The 16619-nt window shown below is 58.4% G+C and carries 17 protein-coding genes; 10 read left to right on the top strand and 7 right to left on the bottom strand.

Annotation, left to right across the window (positions count from 1 at the left end; all coding sequences use genetic code 11):
• Positions 1–72: 72 nt before the first annotated feature.
• Entirely contained in the window at positions 73–963 is an 891-nt protein-coding gene (gene ubiA, locus J5M66_RS02390) for a 4-hydroxybenzoate octaprenyltransferase (RefSeq protein ID WP_024014831.1), read from the bottom strand.
• Complete coding sequence (locus tag J5M66_RS02385) at positions 963–1523, bottom strand: chorismate lyase (protein WP_024014830.1); 561 nt, start codon at positions 1521–1523, stop codon at positions 963–965. Before J5M66_RS02385 ends, ubiA begins: the two co-directional genes overlap by 1 nt.
• A gap of 201 nt (positions 1524–1724) precedes the next feature.
• Here J5M66_RS02385 and J5M66_RS02380 point away from each other — a divergent pair, with 201 nt between their 5' ends.
• The 3 genes from J5M66_RS02380 (at position 1725) to J5M66_RS02370 (ending at position 3527) form a co-directional block, all read left to right on the top strand.
• Positions 1725–1892 (top strand): rubredoxin, encoded by a 168-nt coding sequence (locus J5M66_RS02380; protein WP_003177199.1) that lies wholly within the window; start codon positions 1725–1727, stop codon positions 1890–1892.
• A gap of 20 nt (positions 1893–1912) precedes the next feature.
• The gene (locus tag J5M66_RS02375; RefSeq protein WP_024014829.1) at positions 1913–3061 is read left to right on the top strand and encodes an FAD-dependent oxidoreductase; all 1149 of its coding nucleotides are present in this window, start codon (positions 1913–1915) and stop codon (positions 3059–3061) included.
• 190 nt (positions 3062–3251) lie between these two features.
• A complete protein-coding gene (locus J5M66_RS02370; protein WP_003213368.1) occupies positions 3252–3527 on the top strand; it encodes an HU family DNA-binding protein in 276 nt (91 codons plus the stop codon).
• 97 nt (positions 3528–3624) lie between these two features.
• On the opposite strand, the gene J5M66_RS02365 is transcribed toward J5M66_RS02370, so the two are convergent.
• The 5 genes from J5M66_RS02365 to tssI form a co-directional block, all read right to left on the bottom strand.
• Complete coding sequence (locus J5M66_RS02365; RefSeq protein WP_024014828.1) at positions 3625–3981, bottom strand: hypothetical protein; 357 nt, start codon at positions 3979–3981, stop codon at positions 3625–3627.
• 94 nt (positions 3982–4075) lie between these two features.
• The gene (locus J5M66_RS02360) at positions 4076–6406 is read right to left on the bottom strand and encodes a lipase family protein (RefSeq protein ID WP_207807583.1); all 2331 of its coding nucleotides are present in this window, start codon (positions 6404–6406) and stop codon (positions 4076–4078) included.
• The gene (locus J5M66_RS02355) at positions 6403–7194 is read right to left on the bottom strand and encodes a hypothetical protein (RefSeq protein WP_110599792.1); all 792 of its coding nucleotides are present in this window, start codon (positions 7192–7194) and stop codon (positions 6403–6405) included. The genes J5M66_RS02360 and J5M66_RS02355 overlap by 4 nt, the downstream gene beginning before the upstream one ends.
• On the bottom strand, positions 7191–8039 hold the full coding sequence (locus tag J5M66_RS02350) for a DUF4123 domain-containing protein (protein ID WP_122692313.1): 849 nt from the start codon (positions 8037–8039) through the stop codon (positions 7191–7193). Before J5M66_RS02350 ends, J5M66_RS02355 begins: the two co-directional genes overlap by 4 nt.
• The gene (tssI, locus tag J5M66_RS02345; RefSeq protein ID WP_207807582.1) at positions 8036–10060 is read right to left on the bottom strand and encodes a type VI secretion system tip protein TssI/VgrG; all 2025 of its coding nucleotides are present in this window, start codon (positions 10058–10060) and stop codon (positions 8036–8038) included. The genes J5M66_RS02350 and tssI overlap by 4 nt, the downstream gene beginning before the upstream one ends.
• A gap of 699 nt (positions 10061–10759) precedes the next feature.
• Between tssI and tssA the strand changes: the two genes are divergently transcribed.
• From tssA to J5M66_RS02310, 7 genes are read left to right on the top strand one after another with little or no spacing between them, the layout of a single operon-like run.
• Positions 10760–12322 (top strand): type VI secretion system protein TssA, encoded by a 1563-nt coding sequence (tssA, locus tag J5M66_RS02340; protein WP_024014827.1) that lies wholly within the window; start codon positions 10760–10762, stop codon positions 12320–12322.
• 32 nt (positions 12323–12354) lie between these two features.
• Complete coding sequence (gene tssB, locus J5M66_RS02335) at positions 12355–12858, top strand: type VI secretion system contractile sheath small subunit (protein WP_016772498.1); 504 nt, start codon at positions 12355–12357, stop codon at positions 12856–12858.
• Between the two features lie 25 nt (positions 12859–12883).
• Complete coding sequence (tssC, locus tag J5M66_RS02330; protein ID WP_016772499.1) at positions 12884–14359, top strand: type VI secretion system contractile sheath large subunit; 1476 nt, start codon at positions 12884–12886, stop codon at positions 14357–14359.
• A gap of 9 nt (positions 14360–14368) precedes the next feature.
• Positions 14369–14776, top strand: coding sequence for a type VI secretion system baseplate subunit TssE (tssE, locus tag J5M66_RS02325; protein WP_007920274.1), 408 nt, complete (start codon positions 14369–14371; stop codon positions 14774–14776).
• Positions 14777–14787: 11 nt separating this feature from the next.
• Complete coding sequence (locus tag J5M66_RS02320) at positions 14788–15291, top strand: PAAR domain-containing protein (protein WP_207807581.1); 504 nt, start codon at positions 14788–14790, stop codon at positions 15289–15291.
• Positions 15292–15296: 5 nt separating this feature from the next.
• Positions 15297–16148: a hypothetical protein gene (locus J5M66_RS02315; protein ID WP_016772501.1), complete on the top strand. Its 852-nt coding sequence runs from the start codon at positions 15297–15299 to the stop codon at positions 16146–16148.
• Positions 16145–16528 (top strand): hypothetical protein, encoded by a 384-nt coding sequence (locus tag J5M66_RS02310; RefSeq protein ID WP_110599800.1) that lies wholly within the window; start codon positions 16145–16147, stop codon positions 16526–16528. The genes J5M66_RS02315 and J5M66_RS02310 overlap by 4 nt, the downstream gene beginning before the upstream one ends.
• Positions 16529–16619: the final 91 nt, after the last annotated feature.

Raw genomic sequence — 16619 nt, 5'->3', positions numbered from 1 at the left:
TTGTGTCAGTTGTCGCAGAGGTGACTGACATGACGCCTTCGCGAGCAGGCTCGCTCCCACAGGTGTCATGCATCAGCGCAGTGCGTAATCCAGCACGATCCCGACAAATATCGCCAACCCTGCCCAATGGTTGTGCAAGAAGGCCTGGAAGCAACGCATACGGTCTTTGCTGCGCGTGTACCAGAACTCCCACGCATAACATCCCGCAGCCACCAGCAAACCGAGGTGGAACCAGATCCCCAGCTCGAACTTCGACCCGGCCAGAATCAGGCAGGCCAGCGACAATGCCTGCAAGCTGAGGATGATCACCCGATCCGCCTCGCCAAACAGAATCGCCGTGGATTTCACGCCGATCTTCAGGTCGTCATCGCGATCGGTCATCGCGTAATAAGTGTCATAACCCACCGTCCACAGCAGATTGGCGATCCACAGCAACCACGCCGCCGCCGGCAATTCTCCGGTCTCGGCGGTAAAGGCCATTGGCATGCCCCAGGAAAACGCCGCACCCAGCACCACTTGCGGGTAGTACGTGTAGCGCTTCATGAACGGATAAGTGAACGCCAGCGCCAGACCGCCCAATGACAGCCAGATCGTCGGCGCATTGGTGCACAGCACCAGCAGAAAACTGATGCCCATCAGCACGGCAAAGAACACCAGCGCTTCCTTCGAGCTGATCCTGCCAGCAGCGAGCGGCCGTTGCGCGGTGCGTTTGACGTGGCCGTCGACCTTGCGGTCAGCCCAGTCGTTGATCACGCAACCACCGGCGCGGGTCAGCACTACGCCAAGAACAAAAATCACCACGTTGGCCAGCGACGGCGAACCCTTGCCGGCAATCCACAACGCCCACAGCGTTGGCCACAGCAGCAGGTAAATGCCAATCGGCTTGTCCATGCGCGTCAACTGAACGAAATCCCAGGCGCGTGGGTTCAGACGGTTGAGGGACTTGAGCAGGCTCTGATACATCAGCAGTTCTCCGGATGGGCGCGGGCGGCGTCCCACAGGCTCGGCAGGAAGATTTCCGCGACCAGCACACTCAGCGCGCCACGGTCGAAACGCGAACGCCGGCCCCACAATTCAGGGGCTTGCACCGCTGGCGGGAGCCATTGTTCGGGGTAGCGGCAGACTTCAATGGCGCGGCGCTGGAACGCCTGATCGCAAAACAGCAATTCGCCCAGCGAGCGGCTGCCCAGTTCATCCATGTGCAAACCATCACCTTGCAGGGCCGCCCGCGAGGCAACGCTGCGGGCAAACACCCAGGCCTCGCCGTGGCCGCGCAAATACACCTCGCGCACCCAGCCTTCGCTGCCCTCGGCCAGCTCCAGTGCCGCGCATTCATCAGCGCGCAAGGTGTCCCAGCCTTCGAACAGCGGCGACACGCTGAAGCCGTCCTCGGACAAACGGGTCAAACGGCGGGTCAGCGAGCCTTCGTCGAACAACCAGTCGAGGGTCAACGGATCGGGGCGGGGCGTCAGGCGGTCTTGGGTCAGCCAGAGCGGGGCGGGGCAGGCATTTGAATGTTGCACAATGAGTCATTATTGGCCGCAAATGAGGCGGCGAGCTTACCATGGCGGGCGACAGGATTGAGCGGCGCCGGCCGCCGTTGCGCCGAACAGGCTTGCATCTGCGCGGCACCCTCAGTACAAAACGCCCTGAGCCGGATGGCAACGCAGCACCCATCGACTGTCCGCGCCGGCACTACGCCTGAACCCTGAGGAAGTACCTGAATGAAGAAGTGGCAATGTATCGTCTGTGGCCTGATCTATAACGAAGCCGATGGCTGGCCGGATGACGGCATCGCGCCGGGCACCCGCTGGGAAGACGTACCGGCAGACTGGCTGTGCCCCGACTGCGGCGTCGGCAAGATGGACTTCGAAATGATCGAAATCAACTAAGCAAATCAGAGGAGTAAGGCATGAGCGCACCAGTCGTCATCATCGGCACCGGGCTTGCGGGCTACAACCTGGCCCGCGAGTTTCGCAAGCTCGACAGCGAAACCCCGCTGCTGCTGATCACCGCCGATGACGGCCGCTCTTACTCCAAGCCGATGCTCTCCACCGGTTTCGGCAAGAACAAGGACGCCGACGGCCTGAGCATGGCCGAACCCGGCGCCATGGCCGAGCAGTTGAAAGCCGAGGTGCGCACCCACACGCGCATCAGCGGTATCGACGCCGGCCACAAACGCTTGTGGATCGGTGAAGAAGCCGTGCCCTATCGCGACCTGATTCTGGCCTGGGGCGCGGAAACCGTGCGCGTGCCGATCGAAGGCGACAGCGCGGAACTGGTATTCCCGATCAACGATCTCGAAGACTACGCGCGCTTCCGTGCCGCAGCGGCGGGCAAGCGTCGGGTGTTGTTGCTCGGCGCCGGGTTGATCGGCTGCGAATTCGCCAATGACCTGATTCTCGGCGGCTACGAAGTGCAACTGGTCGCGCCGTGCGAACAGGTCATGCCGATGCTCTTGCATCCCGCCGCTGCGGCGGCCGTGCAGGCCGGGCTGGAAAGTATCGGGGCGAAGTTTCACCTCGGCCCGGTGCTGACCCGGCTGGAGAAAGTCGCCGATGGCATGGAAGCGCACCTGTCCGACGGTCAGATCATCCCGTGCGATGTAGTAGTCTCGGCGATCGGCCTGCGCCCGCGCATCGATCTGGCGGCGGCTGCCGGCGTGCAGGTCAATCGCGGCGTGATGGTCGATCGTTACCTGAAAACCTCCCACGCCAACATCTACGCCCTGGGCGATTGCGCCGAAGTCGACGGGCTCAATCTGCTTTACGTGATGCCGCTGATGAGCTGCGCGCGCGCATTGGCGCAAACCCTCGCCGGAAATCCCACCGCGGTCAGCTACGGGCCGATGCCGATCACCGTGAAAACCCCGGTGTGCCCGCTGGTGGTTTCGCCGCCGCCACGGGGCAGCGAAGGCATTTGGAGCGTCGAAGGGCAGGGCGCCGACATCAAAGCGCTGTGCCACAGTGCCGACGGTCAGTTGCTTGGTTACGCCCTGACCGGCGGGGCGGTCATGGAAAAACTGACCCTGAACAAACAGCTGCCGCCGCTGCTGGCGTAAATGCCGGTCGTTCTGTCGCAAACACCGCTCTTTTGCCCCGACAAAGGTCTTGGGGACACTGGCGCCGCCGTTGGCGGCGTGCCATTCTCACTCCCGTCTGCCGCAGAGTAGAGCCTGCGGCGCCTTGGGCGCTGTTCCAACGAGAACAGCACGGACATAACAACAAAAAACCGTCAAAGGGGCTTCACTAATGCGTAAACCAGAACTCGCCGCTGCAATCGCCGAAAAGGCAGACCTGACCAAAGAACAGGCCAACCGCGTCCTCAACGCCGTCCTCGAAGAAATCACCGGCGCCCTGCACCGCAAGGACAGCGTGACGCTGGTCGGCTTCGGCACCTTCCTGCAACGCCACCGCGGCGCCCGCACCGGCAAAAACCCGCAGACCGGCGAACCGGTCAAGATCAAGGCCAGCAACACTGTGGCATTCAAGCCAGGCAAATCGTTGAAAGACAGCGTCAATCCTTGATGGCAGCGTGCTCCCCTGAATGACGGGGAGAACCGCAAATGAGAAATGGGCACACCGATTGCGGTCGGGTGCCCATTTTTTGTGGCTGTCTGTTGGCTTACTGGCGTCGGAAGCAGGCCTTGCCGTTGCCGAAATCCACGGCCAGGCAGTTTGGCTCGATCGCCAGTTGCAGGTCCTGGAACAGTCCGCCCAGATCGCTGTTGGAGGCAGGCTTGGTTTTGCTTTCCAGCAGTACTGTCTGGTTCTCGACTTTCCAGGTGCCTTTGGCAAAGCCATCGGCGCTGCCATACGCCACACCGGCATCAAAGGTGCCGTCCTTTCGCAACAGCAACTCGGCGCCCATTTCCATTGCGCCGGTCAGGTAGTAATGGCCGTCCAATGGTGGGGTTTCCGCTGACGCGTGGGTGATGGGCAGCCACATGAGCGCGGCGAAAAACAGTGGTTTCAGTTCCATGAAATGAAGCTCCTTGGCAGTTGTAGTAGAGGGATCGCATTTTCGAGCGTTGGATTCTGGCACAGCCATGTTTTGCCCGCCCGTTGTTCAGGCGCTACACAATCGAATCAATATCCAGATGAAACGGCGCGCCAACTGCATTTCCACCGGTCATCGCGGCGATAGCGGCGTCGTGGTCTTCAGCGGCTGGCGGGATCATCGCCAGTTGCTCCTGAACCAGGTTTTCAGGGTGGGCGTTCCAGCGCAGCAGACCTTCCTCGACCCATTCGGGCTGGTCGGCATAGCTGCCGTAAACGTCGGTCTCAGTGACCCGTTGACTGCGCAGCGCTGTCAGGTGGGCCTTGGTCATGCTGATTTTGTCTATTTCCTGATTGAGCATCAGCGTCTTGTGCACGCGCTCCTGCTCTCGCACGTAAGAACGGTGGTTGTTTTGCAGATCGCGCTTAACGGCCCGCAGCTGTTGCTGAATATTCTCCAGGGCGCTGCTGATCCACTCGTATTCGCGATTGGTCACCAGCGAACGCTTGAGCTGCAGTGCTTCCTGCCAACGGCGCAAGCTGGCCCAGCAGCCGGGGATGTAGCTGCCGACCATTGAGTGGTGACCTGCGGAGAACAACTGCCGCAAAAACGATCCGCGTTCGGGCAAGCCGTTGGTAGCGCGCAGGGCCTTGGCGCAGCCGTGATCGACGATCGTGCTGCAACCCGGCTCCCAGAGAAGCGAGGATCGGTGGTCGTTGTCGAACTCAACGGGCATGAAATGGCGCAAAGCACCGTGATGCCCATAGTCGTCGCCAAAGAAATTGATGATTCCCCAGATCAGCAGGCCGAGGCCGGCGACCGGGTTGAAGCCCAGCACCACGGCGTTGGTTGCGTACATCGGCCCAGGCTTGGCAAAGGTGTTCATCCAGGTCGCCGGCACGCTCGGTACCGGATCGTTCTGATTGACGATGCGGTGATGAACCAGCGACTGGGCGCTTTCGATGAAGGTAGTGTCGCCGGCGCGGGGGGCGCCGTAGGTGTAGAGCACGATTTGCGGGGAGAACTCCAGGTTGCGTCTCAGCATCTCGGACAGGATCAATGCAACTGCACCGCCCAGACTGTGACCCGTGATCAGCAGCTTTTGCCCGCTGTAGAATTTTTCCAGATAAGTCACGATAAATGGATAAGCCGCCAAAGCGCCACCGTAGAAACCGCGGTGCACTTTGCCTTCGCCTTCGGCAAAGGGAACCTGATAGGCATCGCCGTCACGCCGGCCGTCGGGCCAGATCTCACTGGTACCTCGCACGCTGATCAGGATCAGTTCGTCGTGGTGGCAGATGAAAGCCTGAGTGTCCGTGCTTTCGACCTGTTTGCGATCATCGAAAAAATGCAGTCTGGCGGGGTGTTCTTGTTGATTCCCTAACGCGGGGTCATTCACTTCGGGGTAAAGATTCGGGTCAAACGGCACCACTTCCAGGCGTTTCGAATACGGCACGTCTTCATACAGTGGATAGTATTTCTGCGATTGTGAGTCATCGACCTTCCACAACTCATCGAACTGCGGCAGCGCGTGGCCGAACCAGTTGCCGCTGCTGGGCTGTAGCGTAAAGCTTACCGTGTCGGTCTGCACCGGTTGAGTGTTGGGTTCCTGCCCGAAATCGGTGTAGCTCAGCGTCGCCATCACCGACAGCTGATAAAGGTTAAGCGCGCAGAACGCTTCGCCTGTCGACAGCATTGGCCGTAGCGCTCTCATCGGACGTACTTCCAGCACATGATGTTTGTTCGGCAACAGCGCGACGCCCTTGGGCGGCGGCGGGGAAAACCCCAGTTCGACGGTGGCCATCTCCGCCGCACTCAAGATTGTGTGCAGTCCGCCATCCGCAGAAGTTTTATCGACGAGCGTGAAGTCTCTGGACTTCGCCGCCGATCGCATGAGCTTGTGCGCCGCCCTTTTCGGAGGGTCGCGACGAGCAGCCAGCGGCGGCAGGTGGGCGATGTGTTTTACCAGTTCACTGACTTCGACCTGGCAGTACGCATCGGTTTCGGACAGGTCCTTGGCGGGGTTGGCCTGGGTGCGAGTGCCTGTTTTGTGGAAGAAGCGGGTTTTTTCGGCGCGGACTTGGAGTTCGGTGATGGGAAGAGGGTAGTGCGGTCGTTCCTTCAGTCGCGCATATATTTCCTCTTTACCCTGATAAAACTGACTGAGCTTCAGGGTTACGGGACCGCAGTAATGATCAAGAACTTTTCCGGAGCCCGAGGAATCCAGTTTGCCGGTATAAACAATATCTTCGTAATCGACGGCTTCGTAGGTCAAACCGGCGTAGGGTTTGCCATCACCGAACTCGTCCACCAATTGAAAACTTGTGGCTTGTCCGCGTCTTGGGCAGGCGTGGATGTTGCCTTGCATAAAGGCCGCAATGCCCGAATCTGTCGGCTCAATGCTCATGGGGTCTGATCCTTGTTTTCAGTACAATCGGGGTAAATAGTGCAGATGCGCTCGTCTACCATCCTGAATGTGCTGAAGTCTTTGTAATTGCCGAAACAGAACGCATCCTGATCCTCAAAGGCTTTCCCCATGCAGCGCTTCCATCCGCCGGGCACTTTTACCCACGTGTCACCAAAAGCGGGCTTTTCCCGCTCAGATAATTGGATTTTCAGAGTCACCGTTTTTCCGGAAAGCTGAGTCAGCGTGTACGCCGTGAAAGGACGGCTCCGCCCGACATTGCCCTGTGCATCCATTTTTTTGCAGGTCAGCAGTTTGATCAGATAACGCTTCGGGCCCACCGTGCGAAAAGACCACATGCATTCACCAAAGAACTCAGCTGTCTCGTCATCTCTGAAACTATCCATCTGTCGTTCCAACAACTCCGGACGTACAGCAATCGAGGCGTAGTCATAGCTGAAGTTGCTTCGTCCTGAACCATAAATACCGATGACCTTGATCTCGATGTAATTCAGCGCCAGAGGACATTCGCTTACGGTTCTGTACAGCGGGATCTCGGAAGTCCCTTCGTACTTCATATTGGTTTTGTTGTATCCCAGCTGAGTGTTTCTCCCGCCAGGCACGGTGCATGTTTGGCCCTTGGCCGGAACATAGGTGGCCGTCAGGTCGTACTTGAATCCGGGCGGAAAATCCGGAACAAACGTAAACGTGTTCGGGGTCTTCACCGTCGTACAACCCACCAGCAATCCCAGGCAACCACTCAGCATCAACCCTCGTTTCAAGTTCCTCATCGTCCTACCTCTCCCTGCCAATACAACGCTTCCTGATATACCCGCTCAAAATGCATCGCCGGATCTTCACCGGGTTTGGGCAGCCATGATTTGCCTGGCCGATATCCCGGTAACTGCAAACTGCGGGTCAGCAAGAAATGCACTTGCTCCGGTTGTTGCCAGCCCCACAATTGCGTCAGTTGAATCAGGCCCCACAGCCACTCATCGACGTCGAGCTGTTCGGCCAGCGTGGCCATTGCTTCGGTGTGTTCGCCGACCAGGTAACGGCGGGTGTTGTCGAACAGCACGTTGGCGTAGATCAGCTCCGGGGTCGGCGTGTGCAGCCAAGGCGGATCCATCGGCAGCGGGTGGTGGCCGGGGTCCGGGTTGTCGATGGCGTTCCATCGCTCTGCGTGCCAATAGCAGACGCTGTTGAATGGCCCGAGAAACGCCGCGCGGTGCTCGGGTTGCAGGTGCGCCAGCGCACGGCCCAGAACCCGGTTGTCATGCACGCGGTACACCGCCTGATTCGGGCGTTCGCCGGTTATCAGGCGCTCGCGCCAATGCGCCGCCAGCGCGTCAAGTTCGACGTGACGGGCACTGGCCAGCCAGCCCCAATTGCGCTCGGGCGTGGCGAGCAAGGTTTGGATGGCGGGATGCTGCGCCGTATCGATTTGCAACAGCAGCGGGCCGGTCGGCACCAGCGACTCGGCCGGCGTGCCGCTGTAGAGCGGACGAAACCGCTCGGTGCCGAGGTCGCGGGTCAACGCAGCGTGCTCTGCGCTTTGGCCCTCGGTGTCGAGCATCAGATACAGTTCACAGCCGGCGCGGGACTGAGCGTGCAACCATTGTTCGACCGGGCTCATGCGACTTCTCCCAGCTCACACTGACCCGCTGCGCAGGCTTCGCACAGCGGGCAAAAATCCGCTGCCTGCTGGCGGGCACTGTTGACGATCGACAGCGGCGTGGCGTTGATCGCAGCTGGCAGGCCGGCCTCAACTTGCAGCGGTTGTAGCGGTGCGAGACCCGGCAGTGGCGCGCCGCCCTGAACGATGGGCACGCTGCTGAAAATCCCGCCGGCATTGATCACGATGTGATGACCGCCCGCTGACAGCGTCAGGCTCATGCCGGCATCGATCACCACGTTGCTTGCCGTGACATGCGCCTGCTGGCCGGCCTGGATCACCAGAGCGCCCAAGGTCTGGCTGCTGGTGCCGCTGACCTGCAACAAGTCGTCGGCGTTGATTACTGTGCTTCGCAGTCCTTGATGAGTGCGCGAATCCTTGCCCTCGATGAGACTGGTGCTGTCATTGCCGACATGCTCATGGCGGTCTCGAGTGATCAGGCTGCGGCTGTCGTTGAGGATCAGTTGCTCAAGGTCGCGCTGCGCGCGCAGGTAGATCTTCTCCTGCCCGGCGCGATCCTCGATCGACAGTTCGTTGTAGCCGCCATTGCGCGGTGAGCTCTGGCTGCGTAATACCGTGCGGGTTTTACTCGCCGGCAAGGGATGGGCGACGGCATTGACCTTGTTGGCGATGCAGCCGGTAATCAGCGGTTGGTCCGAGTCGCCTTCCTGGAAGGTCACGACCACTTCCATGTCGACCCGGGGAATGGTCACCGCACCAAATCCGTCACCTGCCCAACTGGAAGCTACGCGTAACCAGCAGCTGCTTTTTTCGCTGTTGCGTTCAGCGCGATCCCAGGGAAACTCGACACGAACCCTGCCGTACTCATCGCAGAAGATCTCCTCTCCGGGAGGCCCGGTAACGCGCGCGGTCTGGCAGACCAGCAAGGGTCTTGGCGCGGGCAAAGGCGGGCGGAAAACCACTTCTGCGGGAATGGCCCTGAAGGTATTGCGGTAGCCCTGGGAAAAACCATCGGCAGGTTTCGCCTCGCTGCTGAAAGCCTCTTCGAGCACTGCCGGTTGCTTGCCTTCGTGACTGAGACTGACCAACAGCCACAACTCGTTGCACTCGGCCCTGGGATGTTCGCTCAGCTCGAACAAGTGACCGCTGCGCAAAATCGCCTGATCGCTTTTGCCTTCAATCCATTGATAGTCGCTGCGATGGCGCTCCAAGGCCTGACGCGCCAGCTGTTTGCCGTGCTTCTCGGACTTCATCAACAGTGGATAGCGATACTCCTCCAGAGCCGGCGTGAACTCTGCGGTGAAGCGGCTTTCCAGCAGCAGGCTTGGCCGCTTGAGGTCATAGTCACGGCGGGTGACGGTGCTGGTACGGGTGTTGAAGCCCATGGTCAGGTGGTTGACCACCGGGTGTTCGGCAACCATGCCGCTATCAACCCGAAAGGCTGTCGTACCCAATTTGGGTGCGAACACCGGGCTGTCGCTGAATACCAGTAAGTGCCCGTCGAGCGAATGTTGATGGTGCCAGGCGATACCCTCTTCGGCGCACAGACGCTGAATGAACAAAAAGTCGCTTTCGCCGTACTGCGTGCAGTACTCACGAGGCTCACCGGCGGTGACATTGAACGTGAAGTCATCGGCCTGGATGCCATGCCCTTTGAGCACTTGCGCGATGATCTGCGGCACGGTCAGTTGCTGGAAAATCCGCTGGTCGTGGCTCAGTTGCAGATAATGCAGCGCCGGTACCAGTGTCAGTTCATAACGGGTCAGGCGCTGGCCTGATTCGCCGAGCATGACGTTTTCGATCCGCCCGTGAATGCCTTCGCCCGCTGATCCGAACTGCAGAAACGCAGGTTGGCTGAGCAAGCTTTCCAGATCGAAATCCGCGTGCTCGCTCACCAGCTCAAGGCGAAATGCGTACAGCTGACTGATGGCTTCGGTGCCCGTGAACGCGAGCACCTTGAAGTCGTGACGAATGGCGGGGATATGCAGAGAGAATGGCGCGCAGTGGCCTTTGCCGAACATGGGCTTGTCCTTAAGCAAAGTGAGTCAAAGCGCGATGCTGTCCTCCCTGATCGCCGCGCATGAAAAGTGGCCAGGGCAAGCTAGCGGCGCGGCAAACTAATTGATGTAAGAAGTATCCCTGAAATTTGTCAGAGTATTCCGGTGTGGAAGTCTTGGTCGTGATGCGAGAACTATCTGAAGGACGCGGCTTCGATAACTATCGAGTTGGCAGTGTTTGTTGGCGCGGGAAAGTTTCAGAATAATGAAATGCCATCATTATAGTGGCACTTTTTGCGTTGATCGTTGTCGCGGAAAACTTGTTGAGGCAAACCAGCTATTTTCGGAAGTGTCCTACTTCTATTTTTTTTTGAATTTGGCATGCTGCACGCCGCTCGAGGATACGAGCGTCAGGTAAACTCGCCCGGCTGCGGCGCAGGGCTCTGGGTCAAGGGTTTGCCGGGGGCTGGTAAAATCCGCCAGTTAATAAACGGCCTCAGGGAAACCCCTGCGACATATAGGGCGATCTCCTACAGACCGCAATGAACAGTTCGTCTTGTTGTTTAATCAGATGCTTGCTAGTGGCCATCATAGTGATTACGATGCGCCCACTTGAAAGAGCACATCTCAATTGGATGAGTCGCTGAACTGCTCTTCGATACTGTCCCGCGTTGCTGAAACTCCATTCGCGCGCATGACTGTAATCCTTAATAAAGGCCATGGATGTCCTACTCAAGCAAACTTTCCGCCCATTACCTCGAACTCGCAAAAGTCTCTGTTTCCAAAGAGAATTTCGCGGGCGAAGACGTTCGTTTTTCGAGCGAATTCGAGGCGCTGGAAAGTGAGCTGGCCAAGGCTTCGTCGATGCACGAAAGCGGGCAGATCGACTGGCTGAAAATCCGCGAAAACAGCGAAAATCTGCTGCGTACCCAATCCAAGGATCTGCGTGTCGGCGCCTGGCTGACCTGGTCGCTGTACCAGCGCGAATCCTTCCCCGGGCTGCTCGCCGGCCTCGGTCTGCTGCACCATCTGTCGGAAAACAACTGGGCCGACGTTCACCCGCTCAAACCCCGCACCCGTGCAGCCGCGATCGGCTGGCTGGTGCCGCGTCTCGAGCAGGTCATCACCGAAAACATTGCGATCAAAGAGCAGTTGCCGATGTTCCGGCAGCTATCCGAGCACCTGGCCGGCCTTGAGGCCGCGTGCACTGAGCATCTGGGCGATGACGCGCCGCTGCTGCTGCCGATCTCCCGCCGCCTGAAAACCATGATTCAGCGCGCCGCCGACAACCAGCCGGCACCCGGTGTGGTGGGCGCGGCGGTGGCGCAGGTCAAGCAGGCCGCGACCCAACTGCTCACCCCCGGCGCGCCGATCGACAACGAGCGGGATGCGCACAAAGCCCTGCGCGCCCAGCAGGAAAGCGCGCGCCCGCTGTGTGCCTGGTGGCTCAAGCAGAAGGCTACCGATCTGCGCGCCCTGCGCCTCAATCGCACGCTGTTGTGGATGACCATCGACGCGGTGCCCGAGCGCAACGCCGAGCAGATCACCGTGCTGCGCGGTCTGCCGCTGGAAAAGCTCAAGCTCTATCAGGACCGTTTCGATCAGGGCAAATACGCCGACCTGCTGGTGGAACTGGAGGCGAGCCTGGCGAAGGCGCCGTTCTGGTTCGATGGCCAGAGGATGGTCTGGGAATGTCTCCAGAACCTCAACGCCGAGCTGGCCATGCGCGAAGTGGAAATCCACTTCGCGCTTTTGATTCAGCGCCTGCCGGGCATCATCGAGTTGCGCTTCCATGACGGCGCGCCGTTTGCCGATCCGTCCACTCGGGCGTGGATCGCCGCCAATGTCATGCCGCACCTGCAAAGCGCCAGCGCGCCGCGCAAGGTCGAAAGCGAGAACGTCGAAACCCAGCCGGCCTGGGAAAAAGCCCTCGAGGAAGTTCAGCCGATCCTGCGCAAGGAAGGCTTGAAGCCGGCCGTGCAGATTCTCAAGCAGGGCCTGCAATCGGCCCACGGTGGCCGTGAACGCTTCTTCTGGCAGTTCACCCTCGCGCGGCTGTGTTTCCTGGCCAAGAAATACGAACTGGCCAAGAACCAGCTCGAAACCCTCGATCAGACATTACAGGACTCAGGCCTGCACGCCTGGGAGCCCGATCTTGCATTGCAAGTGCTGCACCTGCTGCACAGTTGCTGCGAGTTGTTGCCGCAGAACCACGCCGTACGTGAAAGCAAGGAAGAGATTTATCGCAGGCTGTGCCACCTCGACCTCGAAGTGGTACTCGAATAGGCCCCAGGGCCACAACCGCAAGGAGAAAAGCCATGGCCAAAGAAGGCTCGGTAGCCCCCAAGGAACGCATCAACGTCACCTTCAAACCCGCCACCGGCGGAGCTCAGGAAGAGATTGAACTGCCGCTGAAGCTGCTGGCAATCGGTGACTACACCCACCGCAAGGACGATCGCAAAATCGAAGATCGCAAGCCGATCAGCATCGACAAGATGACCTTCGACGAAGTGTTGGCCAAGCAAGAGCTGGGTCTGACGCTGAGCGTGCCGAACCGTCTGCAGGAAGATGGCGAGGCTGAAGAGCTGGCCGTGCAATTGCGCGTCAATTCGATGAAGGACTTCAACCCGGCCAGCCTGGTCGAGCAAGTGCCTGAGCTGAAAAAACTGATGGAACTGCGCGATGCGCTGGTGGCCCTCAAAGGCCCGCTGGGTAACGCACCTGCGTTCCGTAAAGCGATCGAAGGCGTGCTCGCCGACGACGAATCCCGCGGTCGCGTACTCGGTGAGCTGGGCCTGAACGCCGCAGCCCCGGACGCCTGAGACTCTTGCCAAGGAAGCCAACACAATGAGCACTAGCGCAGCACAAGAGAAGAGCGCCGCCAGCGGCGAATACAGCATTCTCGACAGCATCATCGCCGAAACCCGTCTGACCCCGGACGACGAAGCCTACGACATCGCCAAGCGTGGCGTGTCGGCGTTCATCGAAGAGCTGCTCAAGCCGCAGAACAACGGTGAGCCGGTCAAGAAAGCCATGGTTGACCGCATGATCGCCGAGATCGATGCCAAGCTCAGCCGTCAGATGGACGAGATCCTGCACCACCCGGATTTCCAGGCGCTGGAATCGTCGTGGCGTGGTCTGCAGTTGCTGGTCGACCGCACCAACTTCCGCGAAAATATCAAGATCGAAATCCTCAACGTCTCCAAAGAAGACCTGCTGGACGATTTCGAAGATTCGCCGGAAGTCATGCAGTCGGGCCTGTACAAGCATATCTACACCGCTGAATACGGCCAGTTCGGTGGTCAGCCGGTGGGCGCGATCATCGCCAACTACTACATGTCGCCAAGCTCGCCAGACGTCAAGCTGATGCAGTACGTGGCCAGCGTTTCGTGCATGTCCCACGCGCCGTTCATCGCTGCTGCCGGCCCGAAATTCTTCGGCCTGGAAAGCTTCACCGGCCTGCCGGATCTGAAAGATCTGAAAGACCACTTCGAAGGCCCGCAATTCGCCAAATGGCAGAGCTTCCGGACTTCGGAAGACTCGCGCTACGTTGGCCTGACCGTGCCGCGTTTCCTGCTGCGCAACCCGTACGATCCGGAAGAAAACCCGGTGAAATCGTTCGTCTACAAGGAAACCGTTGCCAACAGCCACGAGCACTATCTGTGGGGCAACACCGCTTACGCGTTCGGTACCAAGCTGACCGACAGCTTCGCCAAATTCCGCTGGTGCCCGAACATCATCGGCCCGCAGAGCGGCGGCGCGGTTGAAGACCTGCCGTTGCACCACTTCGAAAGCATGGGCGAAATCGAAACCAAGATCCCTACTGAAGTTCTGGTTTCCGACCGTCGTGAATACGAACTGGCCGAGGAAGGCTTCATCTCCCTGACCATGCGCAAAGGCTCCGACAACGCGGCGTTCTTCTCCGCAAGCTCGGTGCAGAAGCCGAAGTTCTTCGGCATCAGCGCAGAAGGCAAGGCGGCAGAGCTGAACTACAAGCTCGGCACCCAACTGCCGTACATGATGATCGTCAACCGTCTGGCTCACTACTTGAAAGTGCTGCAGCGCGAGCAACTCGGTTCGTGGAAAGAGCGTACCGACCTCGAGCTGGAACTGAACAAGTGGATCCGTCAGTACGTTGCCGACCAGGAAAACCCGAGCGCCGAAGTGCGTGGCCGTCGTCCGCTGCGCGCTGCGCAAGTGATCGTCAGCGACGTTGAAGGCGAGCCGGGCTGGTACCGCGTGAGCTTGAATGTGCGTCCGCACTTCAAGTACATGGGTGCCGATTTCACCCTGTCGCTGGTTGGCAAGCTGGACAAAGAGTAAGAGCGACTCATGGACGGATACGGCAGCCTGTTCGAACGCCTCAACGGCGACGCACAACTACGCAAGGGCAACAGCCTTGAGGCCTGTGCCATGGCGTCAGTGGCTGCCCATCTGGCCAAAATGCTCAGCACCCGGGCCGGCAGCGTGCAAACGCTGGCCGACTACGGGTTGCCCGATCTCAATGACATGCGTCTGAGCCTGCACGACTCCCTGAGTCAGGCCCGCCTGGCTATCGAAAACTTCATCGAAGCCTACGAGCCACGCCTGAGCAATGTGCGTGTCATTTCCCTGCCGCGTGACCACGATCAACTGCGCCTGGCCTTCAGTATCGAAGGCCTGCTGGAAGTCGAGGGTTTCAAGCGTCAGGTCAGTTTCTCCGCGCGCCTGGATGGCAGCGGTCAAGTCAAGGTCACCTAAGGAGATCCCCGATGTCTGGCAAACCCGCAGCACGCGTATCCGACCCCACCGCTTGCCCGCTCCCCGGCCACGGCACCAACCCGATCGCCGCCGGTTCCGGCGACGTGTTCTTCGACGGCCTCGCGGCCGCCCGCCAAGGCGATGTCTCGGCGTGTGGTGGTGCGATGGTCGGCGATCTTGCGACAACGGTGTTGATCAACGGCAAACCGGCTGCGACCGTAGGTTCGGTTGGTGCTCACGGCAACAAGGTCACGGCAGGTTCCGGGACGGTGATTATTGGCAATTCGCATACGCCGGCGCCGTTTGTGCCGCCGGAGCCGGTCATCATTCCTGGAATATTCAATCGTGTCTTTGAATTCAAAACCGCAGATGGAAGAACGGTTGAAAATTTAAACTACATCATGCGCTCTGATAGCGGGATTGAGAAAACAGGCTCAACGTCAACAGGCATGTCAGGTGGTTTTTCAACTGGAAAGACGGCAGAGCCTGTAACTATATATATTTCGGCGGACTAGTAGGTATGGAGACCGTAATCAACATCGATGGTGTCGCTTACACGTTTGTGACTCAGGACGAGGTGACTACACTTAAAGTTCTTACCGAAACAACTGAGAGCAAGGATACAAAGCCGAAGAAAGTTGACCTTCCGTTGGCCTGGATTATTACGCGAAAAAGTGGTGTGCCGCTCTTCGCCTTGAAACCGGGTAAGGATGACTCTCCATTCAGAATTATCACTGCGGAGAAACTATACGCAGAAAAGGGTCAGTGGTTCGAACCGTTGGCCAGATATTATAGAGAGCTTGTCTGGATCAACCCGGAAACAACGCAGGCCGGATCAGAATCGCATGCGGCTTATAAACATGTTACTTGGCAGGAGCTGATCGACTTCGCAATCGTCGACCGGTTTTCATTCACTTTTCACTCTGGAATGCCGGGTGACTGGAAATTCCGTGCCGTGGGCGGTGCTGAGTTCTTGATGGTGTTCATGGAGGATAAACCGTATTGGACTGATGGCATTGGCCAGGTGCCGTTTGCGGTTAACACCTATAGAAAATATCTGCGAGAAACAAAGCAGGTAGAACTCGCAATAAAGCTGGCTGGTGAAACGGGTGTGACCTGGGGCGACGGCAAAGCCTATACCGGAGCAGAGCGAGGACCGAAAGACGTTTACGATAACTTCATCATATTGCGAGGGATATTGTGGGCAAAAGAAAACTGCAAGTTGGTTGTGAAAAAAGACACGGTATACGATAAAGGTATCCCGCACACAATTGAACTTACTGACGCACCTTATGTGCCTGTATCGAATGCGAAGTTAATAAATCCAATTTCGCAAGGCGATATGGATCAGTACGGGGCATGGAATAAATGAAAGCTCGTCGCTTAGTTGCCTGTATTCCACACCTGATAGTATGTGCCCTGTATATTCCTTTGCATAACTACGGTGTCGACGTATATATCGATATGTATGGCGGGTTGACATCGAGAGGTATCGGCATCGGTATGACCCCGGATCTAATGGTTCAGTATTTTGTGGTGATGAACGCTATAGCGTTTTTTGTCCCCAAGCTGAAATTAAAGGTCCTGTCTGTCTCATTAATGCTGGGACTTATTTTGTACTATTTTTTGCCTCACTACCCCGTCCGTGCGATGGCTTACACCTCGATGGGTGGTGTCCTGACTTTTGCGGCGATATTTGCTGGCCAATTGATTGATCGCGTTTTTTTTTCAAATCGAGAAGTTAAAGCATGACTGTTGGGCGTTATGGCCGACATTGCCCGCGGGGAGTTTCTTACCCGCATGAACTGTTCTGCTGTTTTTTTAAATGAGTTCCACTACCAGG

Origin of the sequence: Pseudomonas sp. 67(2021), assembly GCF_017491835.1 — a bacterium.
In the GTDB taxonomy this organism is placed as follows: Bacteria; Pseudomonadota; Gammaproteobacteria; order Pseudomonadales; family Pseudomonadaceae; genus Aquipseudomonas; species Aquipseudomonas atacamensis.
This window is presented reverse-complemented; position numbering and strand designations above follow the sequence as displayed.